The 14,772-nt window shown below is 46.3% G+C and carries 15 protein-coding genes; all 15 read left to right on the top strand.

Translation table 11 applies throughout. The features are described 5' to 3' along the window. Position 1: 1 nt before the first annotated feature. The 15 genes from BK126_RS27345 (at position 2) to BK126_RS27275 (ending at position 14,460) form a co-directional block, all read left to right on the top strand. A complete protein-coding gene (locus BK126_RS27345) occupies positions 2–769 on the top strand; it encodes a type III pantothenate kinase (RefSeq protein ID WP_076315630.1) in 768 nt (255 codons plus the stop codon). Between the two features lie 287 nt (positions 770–1,056). Then, positions 1,057–1,941: an Hsp33 family molecular chaperone HslO gene (gene hslO / locus BK126_RS27340; RefSeq protein ID WP_076315629.1), complete on the top strand. Its 885-nt coding sequence runs from the start codon at positions 1,057–1,059 to the stop codon at positions 1,939–1,941. A 25-nt stretch (positions 1,942–1,966) separates the two neighbouring features. Continuing rightward, positions 1,967–2,908, top strand: coding sequence for a peptidyl-prolyl cis-trans isomerase (locus BK126_RS27335; protein WP_076315628.1), 942 nt, complete (start codon positions 1,967–1,969; stop codon positions 2,906–2,908). A 319-nt stretch (positions 2,909–3,227) separates the two neighbouring features. Continuing rightward, entirely contained in the window at positions 3,228–4,166 is a 939-nt protein-coding gene (gene cysK, locus BK126_RS27330; protein WP_076315627.1) for a cysteine synthase A, read from the top strand. Positions 4,167–4,401: 235 nt separating this feature from the next. Continuing rightward, entirely contained in the window at positions 4,402–5,982 is a 1,581-nt protein-coding gene (locus BK126_RS27325; RefSeq protein ID WP_076315626.1) for an anthranilate synthase component I family protein, read from the top strand. A 119-nt stretch (positions 5,983–6,101) separates the two neighbouring features. Further along, complete coding sequence (pabA, locus tag BK126_RS27320) at positions 6,102–6,677, top strand: aminodeoxychorismate/anthranilate synthase component II (RefSeq protein WP_076315625.1); 576 nt, start codon at positions 6,102–6,104, stop codon at positions 6,675–6,677. A gap of 1 nt (position 6,678) precedes the next feature. Next, positions 6,679–7,584, top strand: coding sequence for an aminotransferase class IV (locus BK126_RS27315; RefSeq protein ID WP_076315624.1), 906 nt, complete (start codon positions 6,679–6,681; stop codon positions 7,582–7,584). After that, a complete protein-coding gene (gene folP, locus BK126_RS27310) occupies positions 7,571–8,428 on the top strand; it encodes a dihydropteroate synthase (RefSeq protein WP_076315623.1) in 858 nt (285 codons plus the stop codon). The genes BK126_RS27315 and folP overlap by 14 nt, the downstream gene beginning before the upstream one ends. Beyond that, a complete protein-coding gene (gene folB, locus BK126_RS27305; protein ID WP_047914130.1) occupies positions 8,428–8,796 on the top strand; it encodes a dihydroneopterin aldolase in 369 nt (122 codons plus the stop codon). The genes folP and folB overlap by 1 nt, the downstream gene beginning before the upstream one ends. Positions 8,797–8,802: 6 nt before the next feature. After that, entirely contained in the window at positions 8,803–9,348 is a 546-nt protein-coding gene (gene folK / locus BK126_RS27300) for a 2-amino-4-hydroxy-6-hydroxymethyldihydropteridine diphosphokinase (RefSeq protein WP_076315622.1), read from the top strand. After that, positions 9,300–9,500 (top strand): helix-turn-helix domain-containing protein, encoded by a 201-nt coding sequence (locus BK126_RS27295; protein ID WP_076315621.1) that lies wholly within the window; start codon positions 9,300–9,302, stop codon positions 9,498–9,500. Before folK ends, BK126_RS27295 begins: the two co-directional genes overlap by 49 nt. A gap of 91 nt (positions 9,501–9,591) precedes the next feature. Further along, positions 9,592–10,623: a tRNA dihydrouridine synthase DusB gene (gene dusB / locus BK126_RS27290; protein WP_076315620.1), complete on the top strand. Its 1,032-nt coding sequence runs from the start codon at positions 9,592–9,594 to the stop codon at positions 10,621–10,623. A 225-nt stretch (positions 10,624–10,848) separates the two neighbouring features. Further along, complete coding sequence (greA, locus tag BK126_RS27285) at positions 10,849–11,325, top strand: transcription elongation factor GreA (protein WP_076315619.1); 477 nt, start codon at positions 10,849–10,851, stop codon at positions 11,323–11,325. Positions 11,326–11,438: 113 nt separating this feature from the next. After that, entirely contained in the window at positions 11,439–12,950 is a 1,512-nt protein-coding gene (gene lysS, locus BK126_RS27280) for a lysine--tRNA ligase (RefSeq protein ID WP_076315618.1), read from the top strand. A gap of 172 nt (positions 12,951–13,122) precedes the next feature. Continuing rightward, complete coding sequence (locus BK126_RS27275) at positions 13,123–14,460, top strand: TrkH family potassium uptake protein (RefSeq protein ID WP_076315617.1); 1,338 nt, start codon at positions 13,123–13,125, stop codon at positions 14,458–14,460. Positions 14,461–14,772 lie beyond the last annotated feature (312 nt).

The following is a 14,772-nucleotide window of genomic DNA, read 5'->3' as shown; positions in this document are numbered from 1 at the left end:
TTTGATTCTTGTCGTAGATGTAGGAAACAGCAATATTGTACTCGGTATTTACAAGAAGAAGGAGCTTCTTCACCATTTTCGCATTAGTACTTCCAGACAGTCGACGGTAGATGAGTATGGAGTCATGATCCATAACTTGTTTCAGATGTCAGGCATATCTGCTTCCGATATAGAAGGCGTGATTATCTCTTCTGTTGTCCCGCCGCTCGTGAACGTGCTGGAAGAGATGTGCATCAAATATGTAGGCAAAAAACCGCTGCTGGTAGGACCGGGTATTAAGACAGGACTTAATCTCCGCTACGAGAACCCGCGCGAGGTTGGTGCAGATCGTATCGTAAATGCGGTAGCGGCTATCGATCGTTATCAATGTCCGCTGGTTGTTGTCGATTTCGGTACAGCCACTACCTTTGATTGTATTGATGCAGAAGGTAATTACTTGGGAGGAGCCATCGTTCCAGGCATTGGAATCTCTACAGAGGCATTGTATCAGCGTGCATCCAAGCTGCCTCGGATTGAACTGGAGAAGCCCAAGAAAGTGATTGGGCGCAATACCGTTCATGCGATGCAGGCCGGAATTATATTCGGCTATGCCGGACAAGTGGATGGAATCGTGGAGCGCATCAAGGACGAGATGAAGGCTGAGCCCAAGGTCATTGCAACAGGCGGACTGGCAGAGCTGATCGCAAGTGAGACCAGAACGATCGAAGAGGTAAATCCCATGCTCACCCTGGAAGGGCTTCGAATTATATATGAAAGAAACAAGGGATAATTATACCTGTTCTCTATAAAAAGATAATGGAAGGAGGCAAGAGCATAGCTGCCTTTATTCCATTATCTTTTTCGATTACAATAAAGAAATAACGAAGCATGATTGAATTGACGTCGTTGCATGATAAACATACAGGGCAGCCAAGAACTGGCTGCCTGTCTTGTGAGACAATGGTCATCGTCAAATCTAGATTATAGAAGCGATAAGTATGCAGCTTTTAGGATTATGCATAATTGGAGTCAACCTTTTTAGGATTTATCTAATATTAAGGAGGCATTTATACAGCCATGGACAACAACAAGAAGGACTATCTGGTACGTGGAACGGCATTAGGAGGACGTGTACGCGCTTTTGCGGTGAGCACAACCCAACTGGTTGAAGAGCTTCGCAGAAGACATGATACTTTTCCGGTCGTAACGGCTGCTTTGGGACGCACAGTAACTGCTGCGGCAATGATGGGCGCTATGCTCAAGGGAGAAGAAAAGCTAACAGTGCAAGTTAAGGGTGAAGGCCCTGTCGGGCAGATCGTCGCTGATGCGAATGCGAAGGGAGAGGTTCGCGGCTACGTAAATGAACCTCACATTCACTTGCCGAGCAACAGTATGGGCAAACTCGATGTGGCCGGAGCGGTCGGTACTACAGGCTACATTCATGTAATCAAGGATCTTGGTTTAAAGGAGCCTTACCGGGGGAGTATCCCGATTGTTTCCGGCGAGCTTGCAGAAGACTTTACGTATTATTTCGCAACTTCAGAGCAAACGCCGTCTGCAGTGGGTCTTGGTGTGCTTGTTGATACAGATAACTCGGTCATTGTTGCGGGCGGTTTTATTATCCAGCTGCTGCCGGGGTTAAACGATAACGAGATCACAGAGATCGAGAATTCCCTTGGTTCGCTGCCTCCTGTAACCACTCTGCTTGAGCAGGGACTAGAAGTAGAGGATATGCTGCGCCGGATCTTACCGGATGTTGAAATTCGGGATCAAATGGATATTGAGTTCAAATGTCAGTGCTCTCGTGAGCGCGTTGAGCAGACACTGATTTCCTTGGGAGAGGAAGAACTGACAAACTTGATCGAGGAAGGCAAGGCAGAGGTTGTATGTCACTTCTGCAATGAAGCTTATCAATTTGAGAAAGAGGACCTGGAAGCGATACTTGAGCAAGCCAAAAGCTAATCCATTATGGGGTAGATGAGATGGGATGAGGAAACAAGAAAAAGGACTGTGGGTGACCGTTGTTGTCTTGACCGCTTCCGTTGTAATGATGGGTACTTTCATCCTTCAGGGAATGAACACGGCTTCTGACGAAGCCGATTCTCAGACGCAGGATCAGGAGGAGACTGTAGCCCGGATTGCCGGACAGGATGTTTCAGAGGAAGAATGGGTGAACTTGCTCAAGTCAAGATACGGGAAGAACATGCTTACTGAGATGCTGAATCGTCGTGCAGTGTTGGAAGAAGCCAAGGAGAAGGGTTTAACGATAACCGAAGCAGAGGTCGAGGCTGAACTGGAGGAGACGATGGAAGGCTACACCTCAGAGGAAGCTTACTACAAGGAGATGTTCACTCAATTCGGTCTTAGTATAGATGACTTGAAGGCAGAGGCTACCTATCACATTCTGCTCGAGAAAATCGCTACTGCTGGGATCGAAGTCAGTGAAACAGAAGTTGAGCAGTACTATGAAGAGCATTTGGACAGCTATACCCCAAGCAGACAGCTCGACCTCTCCATGATTCAAGTGAATGATGCAGAGACTGCGGAGCAGGTCATGTCACGACTGGAGCAGGGAGAGAGCTTTGAAGCGCTGGCTCAGGAGCTGTCGACGGATGAATACAGCAAGGATACGAATGGCAGGCTTGGACTGATTGATGAGGATGATCCTTTTCAGCCTGAGGCGATGATGGAGGTTGCCAGGGAACTCGACATTGGTGAGGCTGCCGGTCCTATTCTCATAGATGATGCTTATATTATTATCCGGCTTAACGATATTAACGAAGAGAACGCGATGACTCGTGAGCAGGCAATGGAGGATATTCGCCGGATGCTCGCGCTTAATGAAGCAGGGCCGCTCTCTGAAGTGGAGAAGTCGCTTCGGGATAAACATGGAGCTGAGATTCTGGTAGAGCTGGATAAGGCATCCTAATCTAAGCTTAGTTTAGTAAAGGCACTAATCTGGTTATAAAATACTTTGACAACCGGCTAAAGGCCCAAGTCAAAGTATTTTTTTTGAGCAATATTGACAAGTGCAGTTAAGGTTGATAAGATTAACTTTGAAATACCTACTGATTTACTCGGAATATAAATGATTTTTATCAATCTTGTATGAATTCTTTATAAATTCGGACTCATGACACGCTATTTAAGGTTAACCCTGTACTACAGCGTGCCTGCCCGAATGAATTTAACAACCAAGAAGCAGCAGCATTCTTCATATTTCATCTATCTCAAGGAGGTCAATTATCATGGCTAAAGTTGTTAACAACGTTACTGAACTGATCGGAGACACACCCCTTGTGCGTCTAAATCGTGTCGTACCTGAGGGAAGCGCAGAAATTTATGTTAAGCTCGAGTACCAGAACCCAGGTGCCAGCGTTAAAGACCGTATCGCCATCAGCATGGTAGAAGAGGCTGAGAAGCAAGGGCGCATTAAACCAGGTGATGCCATTGTTGAAGCAACGAGCGGTAACACAGGTATTGGCCTCGCAATGGTAGCAGCAGCAAAAGGCTATCGTGTTATTATTGTTATGCCTGAAACAATGAGCTTGGAGCGCCGCAATCTGCTTCGCGCATATGGTGCAGAGCTTGTGCTGACACCAGGGTCAGAAGGAATGAACGGTGCTGTTAAGAAAGCAGAAGAGATCGTTCAAGAGAATCCGAACTACTTCATGGCAGAACAGTTCAAGAACCAAGCGAACGTGAAGATTCACCGTGAAACGACAGGACCTGAGATTGTAGAAGCCATTAGCTCCATCGGCGGAACACTGGACGCATTCGTTGCAGGAATTGGTACTGGCGGAACAATTACAGGTGCTGGCGAAGTGCTGAAGCAAGAGTACCCGGACATCAAGATCGTAGCTGTTGAGCCTGCAGCATCTCCAATTCTTGCTGGAGGAACGCCTGGACCTCACAAAATTCAAGGAATTGGTGCTAACTTTATTCCAGAAATTTTGAATCGGGACATCTATGATGAAATCGTTCATATTGAGAACGATGATGCCTTTGAAACGGCACGCCAAGTAGCTAAAGAAGAGGGTATTCTTGCGGGAATCTCCTCTGGTGCAGCCATTCGCGCGGCTCTTCAAGTAGCTAAGCAGCTTGGAGCTGGCAAGCGTGTAGTTGCCATCGTACCAAGTAATGGGGAGCGTTACTTGAGCACACCGCTGTACAACTTCGAAGGCTAATCGTAATCCGAACTTTGAATCATGCAACTTTACTCACTTCTTAGGTCATCCTAAGAGATGAGGCAGACTGTAGACAAACTGCTTAATTGAGTTTGCCTGCAGTCTTTTTTTATTTCCATCCTCTTTATGGATGCTCTGAAATTTAAGAATGGTGCAATGCGGCTCTTTCCAAAAAGCAGCACGCTCTAGTATACTTACAAACAATAGATCAGGCGGCTGGGGGATATAGATTTAAATGAATAAAGTAATAACGACATATGAACACTGGCAGGCCTGGAGCAAGGGCGATTGGACTGTGCTTCCTTATGTTATCTGCAAGCCATTTCCTGGAGACGACAGAGTTGGCTCATGGAAGCCCGCTTGGGAACAGGCTTCTCCATATGCTTTTGTATTAGAGAGCGGCAAGGACGGCAGGTACACCTATCTGGGCCTTGATCCTGTATCTGTTATTACAGGCAAAGGGAATAGGGCACAGACAGAGGAGCTTACGAATACAGCCGAAGCAGGGATGTCTAATCTTCTGGAGGGAGATCCTCTGTCCATACTTGAGGAGTGGCTGAGTCCTTATACTGCTCCACGTGTAGAAGGGATACCGCCTTTCTCTGGTGGCATTGTCGGCTACTTGAGCTATGACATAGCTCGCTCGCTTGAGAAGCTGCCTGTAATAGCGAAGGACGATCCTGAGCTCCCTGATTATATGTGGATGCGGTTTGATGAAGTGTGGATGATGGATCATGAACGCAAGATGCTCTTCAGTGCCGTTTATGTACTTAAACAGGCGGAGCTTTCTCTTGAAGAGCAATTTCAACAAGCCGAACTCCGGGCTGAACGAATGATGGTAAGAGCTGAGAAGATCATTGAAGCGGCAAGTGGCTTAAAATACAGGACGGAGCTGAAGCAGCGGTTAGATCGGATGAAGCTGGCATCACAGCAGGGAGATGCATCTATTGACGTTACAACAGACTGGGAGTCCTCCTTTGCCCAGGATGCATTCGAGCAGGCGGTACGCAAAGTCCAGGATTATATCAGCCAAGGCGATGTATTTCAGGTGAATCTGTCTCTACGCCAGCAAAAGGAGCTTCATACCTCTCCGGAGGATGTATATGAGTGGCTGCGTGTGCTTAATCCATCTCCGTATATGGGGTATGTACGTACTCCAGAATTCGAGCTGGTGAGCGGTTCTCCGGAGCTCCTAGTCAAGCTTGATGATGGACAAGTGGTAGCAAGGCCGATTGCAGGCACGAGACGAAGAGGAAAGACACCCGAAGAAGATGAGCAGATGGCAAACGAGCTGCTTCATACCGAGAAGGAGCGGGCCGAGCATATCATGCTTGTTGACTTAGAAAGAAACGATATCGGACGTGTTGCGCAGTACGGTTCGGTAAGGGTCCCTGAATTAATGACGATTGAGTATTACTCCCATGTCATGCATCTCGTATCTCAAGTCGAAGGAACGATTGCGGATGGGAAAAATGCCTTCGATGTCATTGCAGCCGCTTTTCCAGGAGGGACGATTACCGGCGCCCCCAAGGTTCGTACGATGGAGATTATAGAGGAGCTGGAGCCTGTCAGACGAGGGCCCTATACTGGTTCGATCGGCTGGATTGGCTACCATGGAGATATGGAGCTGAACATCGTTATCAGGACCTTGACGGTACGAGATGGAATAGGTTACATTCAGGCCGGAGCAGGCATTGTTATTGATTCCGATCCGTATCGAGAGTACCGGGAATCAAAAAACAAAGCACGTGCAGTGATGAAAGCTGTACAATATAGTGAAGAGGCAGCATTGAAGCTGACGAATGCCAAAGTATAGATAAATACAGTAACACTGAGAGAAACATACACACTAACGTGATGTACCGTTTCTAACGTGAGTCGCATTTGCTCTACAAATGCTTAGTTGAGAAGAGATTAGAGGAGGTTAATTAGATTATGATTCTAGTTATTGATAATTACGATTCTTTTACGTATAACCTCGTACAGTATTTAGGTGAGCTAGGTGAGGAAATTGAGGTTCGTCGTAATGACGAGATAGACCTGGAAGGAATTGAGGCGCTTGCGCCCGATCATATATTGATCTCGCCCGGACCCTGCACACCGAATGAGGCGGGAATCAGTCTGGATGTGCTGACACATTTCAAAGGAAAGATTCCGATCTTTGGCGTATGTCTGGGTCATCAGGCGATTGGCCAAGCATTTGGCGGGAACGTGATTAGAGCAGAGAGACTCATGCATGGCAAAACGTCTCCGATTCTTCATGGCGGGCAGTCAGTCTTTGAAGGCCTGCCGGTACCATTTACGGCAACGAGATATCACTCCCTCCTGGTAGAGCGTGAGAGTCTGCCAGACTGCTTGGAAATCACAGCAGAGACAGAAGAGGGCGAGATCATGGGTCTAAGACATAAAGAGTATCCCATTGAAGGTGTCCAGTTCCATCCTGAATCCATCGTTACGGATTATGGGCATCAGATGCTGCGTAATTTCCTGAAGATACAGAAGCAGGCTTAAGATGAAATATACAATGATGAACGGTCAGCTGACCGAATTGAAACAAGCCGCGATTCCTGTAATGGATCACGGCTTCTTGTATGGCATCGGCTTATTTGAGACCTTTCGTACATATCAAGGTAAGCCCTCTAACCTGGGACGTCATTTGGATCGAATGGCTGCAGGCTGTGCTGAGCTGGGCATACCTTTTACAGCTGATCCGGAAGAGCTTGAGCGATGGATTGTCAAACTGCTGGCTGCGAATGGGCTGGAGGAAGCTTATATTCGGTATACTGTCTCTGCAGGAGAGGAGCTGCTCGGACTTCCATCTGACAATTATTCTGAGCCGAATCATATTGTATTTGCTAAACCCTTGCCTGCCATGACTGATGAATGGTATGAGAAGGGCAAGGCGCTTCAGCTGCTGCGAACGAGACGAAATACCCCGGAGGGGCTTGTTCGTTTTAAATCGCTGCATTACATGAATAATATTTTGGCGAAGCGGGAGCTTATGCAGTATGAGCAGGCTGTTCAGCGGCAAGCAGAAGGGCTGATGCTGACACCAGAAGGGTCTTTGGCTGAAGGGATGGTCAGTAATCTCTTTTTTGTGAAGGATGGGATGGTGTTCACCCCAGAATTATCGACAGGTATTTTGCCGGGCATAACAAGAGAAGTTGTGCTTGAAGTGTGTAAAGAACAGCAGATCCCAGCTGCTGAGGGGTTATATACCTGGGAGGCGCTGAGGGAGGCGGACGAAATTTTTATGACCAGCTCTATTCAGGAACTAGTCCCCATCACTACAATTCTGGATGTGCCGACAGGTGGAAGTTCAGCGGTGGAGATATCACAAGGACGAATGGGTCCGATTACGAGAGAGCTGTTACATCTATATCGAATAAAGGCAGGTCGGAGAGATGCTACAACCTAGAATTTATAAACGTACTTATCAAAAGGGTGAAATGACGCTTACCCTTGGTGAAAGAACACTCATTATGGGCATAGTTAATGTAACGCCGGATTCCTTCTCCGACGGCGGTCAGTTCTACGAGGTAGAGCGCGCGGTAACCCATGCACTGGAGCTATATGAGCAGGGAGCAGACATGATAGACATCGGCGGCGAATCTACACGTCCAGGTCATACGGTGATCAGCGACGAGGAGGAAATTGCGCGCGTTGTGCCTGTAATTAAGGCGATCTCAGAGCGTGCACCTCATATTCCCATTTCCATTGATACATACAAGTCAGGAGTGGCACGGGCTGCATTAGAAGCAGGAGCTCATATTATCAATGATATTTGGGGCTGCAAGGCGGATCCGCATATGGCGGAGCTGGCAAAAGAAATGGACTGTCCTATTATATTAATGCATAACCGGGATAACACGGATTATGGTGATTTTGTAAGTGATGCCCTTCAAGATGTACAGGAGAGCATTGATTTGGTGTTGACAGCCGGAGTAGATAAGAACAATATCATTTTGGATCCGGGAATTGGCTTTGCCAAATCGTACGAACAAAATCTGCTCATGATGGCGTCCCTTGGCGATCTGGCGAATCTAGGTTATCCCGTATTGCTTGCAACCTCACGCAAAAGATTTATCCGAAATACATTGAACCTCCCTGTAGACGATCTAGTGGAGGGAACAGCTGCGACAGTTGCTTTCGGTATTGCCCAAGGCTCGCAGATGGTACGTGTACATGATGTAGCCAAGATCAAACGGACGGTCGATATGTGTGACGCTATGCTGTATCAAACGTTGAAGGAGATGAAGTAATGGATAAGATGAAGCTGCACCGGATGGAGTATTTCGGATATCATGGAGTTTTTGAAGAAGAGCGCAAGCTGGGTCAGCGCTTCTATATTGATCTTGAGCTGGATCTTGATCTGCAGGAGGCAGGAAGCACGGATGATCTGAACAAAACGATCAATTATGCGGAGATCCATGCACAAGTTAAGGATATTGTTGAGAATCAGTCGTTCCAATTAATTGAAGCTTTAGGCGAAAACATTGCATCTTCTCTCCTTGCGACTTATACTAATGTCAATGCGCTTATTGTCAAAGTAACGAAGCCGCATCCTCCGTTCGACATTCATTTTGGAGGAGTAACTATAGAACTTCATCGCACTAGGAAAGTGGGATAACGATTCATGAACGCACACCAGACCTCTGATCCGTCAGAGGCTTATATTGCTTTAGGGGCTAATTTGGGTAATCGGGAAGCCACACTGCTCTCCGCCATTCAGCTGCTGGATCAGCAGGATCAGGTGAAGGTGCTCAGATGCTCCGATCTATACGAGACAGAACCTGTTGGATACGTGGACCAGCCTTCCTTTATTAATATGGCGATTGCTGTAGAGACCTCACTGCCACCGGACGAGCTGCTTGTCCTCATGCTGGATATCGAGCACCGTCTCGGACGGATTCGGGATATTAGATGGGGACCGAGAACTGTGGATCTTGATTTGTTGTGGTACGAAGGCGTAGAGATGAATACGGAACAACTTATTCTACCGCATCCTCGAATGACAGAGCGTGCTTTTGTGTTGGTACCTTTGTCAGATGTAGTGAGCTCGCAGTCAGGCTCTATATATACTTTTGTACAAACAGCTCTTGAGAGACTGGATGAAAGGGATGGAATACAGCGGTGGAAAACATGCAACTGGCCAGACGCATCCGCGCTTTCCGAAAATTAAAAGGCTTTACGCAGCAGACTTTAGCAGAACAATCAGGGATCTCTCTCGCGATGCTGGGGATGTTCGAACGGGGTACCCGTAAGCCGACGGATGAACAGCTTGCAGTCATTGCTGAAGCGCTGGAGATCACGATAGTGGAGCTTCAGAGGTAGCTATTCTTTTTGAATAAATTAACGTAATGGATGTTTCAAAACCTATAAATATAACCATTCTAGAACAATAGGAAGAAAGGGGGTTCGTTTCATGCTGAAAATAGCAGATATTGAAATGAAGAACCAGGTTGTGCTTGCGCCGATGGCTGGAGTAAGTAACCCGGCGTTTCGTTTGATTGCCAAAGAATTTGGCGCAGGACTCGTATGTGCGGAGATGGTTAGTGACAAAGGAATACTGAGTGGAAATAAGCGGACACGGGAAATGCTGTTTGTTGATGAACGGGAAAAGCCGCTTAGCCTGCAGATTTTTGGTGGAGACCGTGATTCGTTAGTCGGTGCAGCGAAGGTCGTTGATCAAGAGACAAATGCTGACATTATCGACATCAATATGGGCTGTCCTGCTCCAAAAATCAACAAAAGTGATGCAGGAGCTAAATGGCTGCTCGATCCAAATAAGATCTATGAGATGGTATCTGCCGTTGTAGATGCTGTCGCGAAGCCGGTAACGGTTAAAATGCGGATCGGCTGGGATCATGATCATGTATATGCTGTGGAGAATGCGCGTGCTGTGGAGAGCGCGGGAGGCAAAGCCATTGCACTGCACGGCAGAACAAGAGAGCAGCTGTATACCGGATATGCAGACTGGGACATTATAAAGGAAGTTAAGGAATCGGTATCCATTCCGATTATTGGCAACGGAGACATCTCCTCACCTGAGGAGGCCAAGCGAAGACTGGAGGAATCTGGCGTTGATGGCGTCATGATCGGCCGTGCTGCACTCGGGAACCCCTGGATGCTGTACCGGACGATTGAATATCTGGAGAAAGGCATTCTTCCCCCGGATCCTGATGCGGAGGAAAAGATCCGTATTGCCATTTTGCATATGGACCGCCTTATAGCGCTCAAAGGGGAGCATGTCGCTGTCCGCGAGATGCGTAAGCACTTGTCCTGGTATTTGAAGGGGCTGAAAGGCTCTGCTCGTATTAAAGATGCCATTATGGAAGGGACAAAACGCGATGAAATGGTATCCGTCCTGACGAATTTCCTCGAGCAGCTGCCTCAAAACGACGAGAATGAGAAGGCCATCGAGGCAGAAGCGGTTAATGCAGACTGCGCTTGTTAATAAACTTTTCATTTTTTATATTTGTTTCCAACAATCTCTAAGGGGCGACATTGACTTTTGAATACCGTTACCCTATAATTTTTTGGTATAAATTCGGCAAGAAGCTTTTTAATGAAACTTTACATCAAGAGAACAAGGTGTTCTGTTTTCTGAAGATTTGCATATTGTTTTTACAGGTATTTGAAATGGTTTTACATTATTCCCATGACAGGAGAATCGGTTGAGATGAGCGATAAAGAAGTCATTCTTACACAGGAAGGGCTCAAGAAGCTGGAAGATGAACTTGAGAACCTCAAATCCGTTAAGCGCCGCGAAGTTGCCGAACGGATCAAAGTAGCAATCGGATACGGCGATATTAGCGAGAACTCCGAGTACGAAGATGCCAAGAATGAACAAGCCTTCATTGAAGGTCGTGTTATTACTTTGGAGAAAATGCTTCGTAATGCGCGTATTATCAACAGTGACGAAATCGACACAGATACTGTAGGTATTGGAGCAACGGTTTCCGTTGAAGATCTCGAATTCGGTGATATTGTTGAATATACGATTGTCGGAACTGCGGAATCCAATCCGCTGCAGAATAAAATCTCGAATGAAAGTCCGGTGGGTAAAGCGATCCTTGGTAAGAAAAAGGGAACCGTTGTTGATGTTAACGTACCAGCGGGCGTCATCCAGTATAAAATCGTGGATATCAAGAAGTAATACCATGTTTTCGGGATAAGGATCAGAAGCTTCCCTTGGGGAAGCTTTTTTTCAGTATCGGCGTGCGTTGCTTATAAACGCATACATATCAAATAAGGGAGTTGAGCAAGGCAATGACGGATGAAACAATGAACCCGGAAGTAGAATTGAGCGAGCTTCTTCAGATCAGACGTGCAAAATTGGACGAGCTTCGTGGTCTGGGTATCGATCCATTTGGCAAGAAATATGTTCGCAACAGCGAAGCAGGAGCCATTCTGGCTCAATATAATGATCTTACAAAAGAAGAGCTGGATGAGAAGAACGTAGAAGTTACGGTAGCAGGCCGGATTATGGCCAAACGGACTATGGGTAAGGCGAGCTTCGCACATATCCAGGACCTGAGCGGCCGTATTCAAATCTATGTACGTAAAGACACGGTTTCCGAGACACAGTGGGATGCATTCACCATCCTTGATCTTGGGGATATTATTGGTGTCAAAGGCGTTGTCTTCAAGACTAAAACAGGTGAAACGTCGATTAAAGTTACAGAGCTTGATGTTCTCTCGAAGTCGCTATATCCGCTTCCGGACAAGTATCAAGGTCTTAAAGATGTAGAGCTGCGCTATCGCCAGCGCTATGTAGACCTCATTATGAATCAAGATGTACAGCAAACGTTCATTACACGTTCAAGAATCATTCAATCCATGCGCCGTTACCTGGATTCTCTTGGATACTTGGAAGTGGAAACACCGACCCTTCATGCCATTGCAGGCGGAGCGGCAGCGCGTCCGTTCATTACGCATCATAATGCCCTGGATATGGAGCTGTATATGCGTATCGCAATTGAGCTTCATTTGAAACGACTCATTGTGGGCGGTATGGAAAAAGTATACGAGATCGGCCGTGTTTATCGGAACGAAGGTGTATCCACACGTCACAATCCAGAGTTCACAATGATTGAGCTGTATGAAGCTTATGCTGATTATCAGGATATCATGGAGCTTACAGAGAACATGATCGCGCATATTGCCCAAGAAGTATTGGGTACGCAAAAGATTAACTACCAAGGACATGAAGTAGACCTCACTCCGAAATGGCGCCGTGTATCCATGGTGGATGCCGTTAAGGAAGTGAAGGGAGTAGACTTCAGTGTGCAAATGACGAACGAAGAAGCGCATCAGCTGGCAAAAGAGCATAAGGTTTCGGTAGAGCCTCATATGACATTTGGCCATATTCTTAACGCATTCTTCGAAGAATTTGTGGAAGAGACATTGATTCAGCCGACTTTTGTATACGGACATCCTGTAGAAATCTCACCGCTTGCGAAGAAGAACGAAGAGGATCCACGCTTTACCGATCGCTTCGAGCTGTTTATCGTAGCGCGTGAGCATGCGAATGCCTTCAGCGAGCTGAATGATCCAATTGATCAACGTCAGCGCTTTGAAGCACAGCTATTAGAAAAAGAGCAAGGCAACGATGAAGCTCATGAGATGGATGATGACTTTATCCGTGCCTTGGAGTACGGCATGCCGCCTACAGGAGGACTTGGCATCGGTATTGACCGCCTTGTTATGCTGCTAGCGAATGCGCCGTCTATTCGGGATGTGCTGCTCTTCCCACATATGCGTCCGCGTGCATTGGATTAATTGACCGAATAGCTGAGGGCGAACGGTAGTTACTGTTTCGATCGCGCAACGGCTAATTCATAATTAATGGAAGTACAACAGTCAGAGGAACAACCGAGCGAATACGGCTTCAGTTGTTCCTCTTTTATTAAGTCATGACAAGCATGCTGCGGCAAGAAAGGCGAGATCCGTTTTGAAAAAGACAGGGATAACTAAAAAATTTGCTTCCCCGCCATTTATACTCGTTGCCGGGATTCTTGCGATCATAGCCGTGGGCACGATTCTGCTAATGCTGCCTATTGCCAATGAGAACGGACAGGCCCTCAATTTTGTGGATGCGCTGTTTACAGCGACATCAGCAGCCTGTGTAACGGGTCTCATTGTTGTGGATGTGGGTACCACCTTTACCTTATTCGGCGAGATCGTCATTATGGTGCTAATGCAGCTGGGCGGTTTGGGATTTATGACCATTGCCACACTGATTGCCCTTCTATTCGGCCGCAGATTATCTTTAAAAGACCGATTGCTACTAAAAGAAGCGATTAATGCGGATACGATGGAAGGGGTCGTACGTATTATACGTAAAGTGCTGATCTTCTCTTTTTCTATTGAAGGTGTTGCTGCAATCATTTTTACGATACGCTGGGCAGTAGAGATGCCGTTCGGCCAGGCTTTTTATTACGGTGTATTTCATTCCGTATCCTTGTTTAACAATGGTGGGTTTGATTTGTTCGGAAACAGCTTTATGAATTACACAGGAGATTGGCTCTTTAATGTAGTTGCCTCTGTACTTGTCATTTCCGGTGGTCTGGGCTTTGTCGTCCTTAATGACTTGTTCGAGTTTCCGAAGAAGCGTTCATTGTCCCTACATTCAAAAATGGTGTTGTCTGTATCGGGATTTCTTATTGGTATAGGCGCACTTGTCCTATTTATATTCGAATTTACCAATACAAAGACGCTGGGATCATTGGACTTTGCTCATAAGCTGTATGCGTCGTTCTTCCAGTCCGTCTCTACCCGTTCTTCTGGGACAAGTACAATAGATATCACGGAACTGCGTTCGGCTACCCAATTTTTCTTCATTTTGCTTATGTTTATTGGTGCATCACCCGGCTCAACAGGAGGCGGCATCAAAACTACAACCTTTTTCATTATGATGGGCGCCATTATAGCCATGGTTCGTGGTCAAAAAGATATCGTGTTCTTCAGACATCGCATACCTCAGGGTCTGGTGATGAGAGCAATGACGATCATTATTATCACATTGGGTATATTTATGGTGGTCGTTATGCTGCTGCTTACAACAGAAGATGCACCATTCCTATCCGTTATGTTCGAAGCCGCATCGGCGATTGGTACAGTAGGGTTGTCCGTTGGTCTTACACCAGAGCTGACCGTATGGGGAAAACTAATTATTACCGTAACCATGTTCATAGGTCGTATCGGTCCGCTTACCATTGCATATGCAGTACGGCCTAAGAAGACAAAGAATCTTTATCGTCATCCTGAAGGGCGTATTATTATTGGTTAGGAAGAGGAGCTGTTGCTAGTATAAGCAGCGGCTCTTCTTTTTTAGTATTAAATCTAAAGACGGCTGAAAAGCATGGAACCGTAATCGAAAAGAACTATCTGTATCTGTAAGGATAAAAAGAGCTACTAAATATAAAAAACAGAAAATTGAATATAATTTTTAAAATAAGTATTGCATAAGTTTTATATACATGGTATATTCTAATTCCGGCCAAGAAATAAGCCGTTTCAAACAAGAACATGGCAAGTAAGCTTCGATCAGAAGTTGAAAAAAACTTTTAAAAAAAGCTTGCATTTCTAAACCGGACATGAT

This window comes from Paenibacillus sp. FSL H7-0326, from assembly GCF_001955535.1.
Classification (GTDB): Bacteria; Bacillota; Bacilli; order Paenibacillales; family Paenibacillaceae; genus Paenibacillus; species Paenibacillus shunpengii.
This window is presented reverse-complemented; position numbering and strand designations above follow the sequence as displayed.

Excerpts from the sequence above, each read along its gene's own strand:
- hslO (WP_076315629.1), top strand. The coding sequence starts at position 1,057 with ATGGACAACAACAAGAAGGACTATCTGGTACGTGGAACGGCATTAGGA.
- BK126_RS27335 (WP_076315628.1), top strand. The coding sequence starts at position 1,967 with ATGAGGAAACAAGAAAAAGGACTGTGGGTGACCGTTGTTGTCTTGACC.
- cysK (WP_076315627.1), top strand. The coding sequence starts at position 3,228 with ATGGCTAAAGTTGTTAACAACGTTACTGAACTGATCGGAGACACACCC.
- BK126_RS27325 (WP_076315626.1), top strand. The coding sequence starts at position 4,402 with ATGAATAAAGTAATAACGACATATGAACACTGGCAGGCCTGGAGCAAG.
- pabA (WP_076315625.1), top strand. The coding sequence starts at position 6,102 with ATGATTCTAGTTATTGATAATTACGATTCTTTTACGTATAACCTCGTA.
- BK126_RS27315 (WP_076315624.1), top strand. The coding sequence starts at position 6,679 with ATGAAATATACAATGATGAACGGTCAGCTGACCGAATTGAAACAAGCC.
- folP (WP_076315623.1), top strand. The coding sequence starts at position 7,571 with ATGCTACAACCTAGAATTTATAAACGTACTTATCAAAAGGGTGAAATG.
- folB (WP_047914130.1), top strand. The coding sequence starts at position 8,428 with ATGGATAAGATGAAGCTGCACCGGATGGAGTATTTCGGATATCATGGA.
- folK (WP_076315622.1), top strand. The coding sequence starts at position 8,803 with ATGAACGCACACCAGACCTCTGATCCGTCAGAGGCTTATATTGCTTTA.
- dusB (WP_076315620.1), top strand. The coding sequence starts at position 9,592 with ATGCTGAAAATAGCAGATATTGAAATGAAGAACCAGGTTGTGCTTGCG.
- greA (WP_076315619.1), top strand. The coding sequence starts at position 10,849 with ATGAGCGATAAAGAAGTCATTCTTACACAGGAAGGGCTCAAGAAGCTG.
- lysS (WP_076315618.1), top strand. The coding sequence starts at position 11,439 with ATGACGGATGAAACAATGAACCCGGAAGTAGAATTGAGCGAGCTTCTT.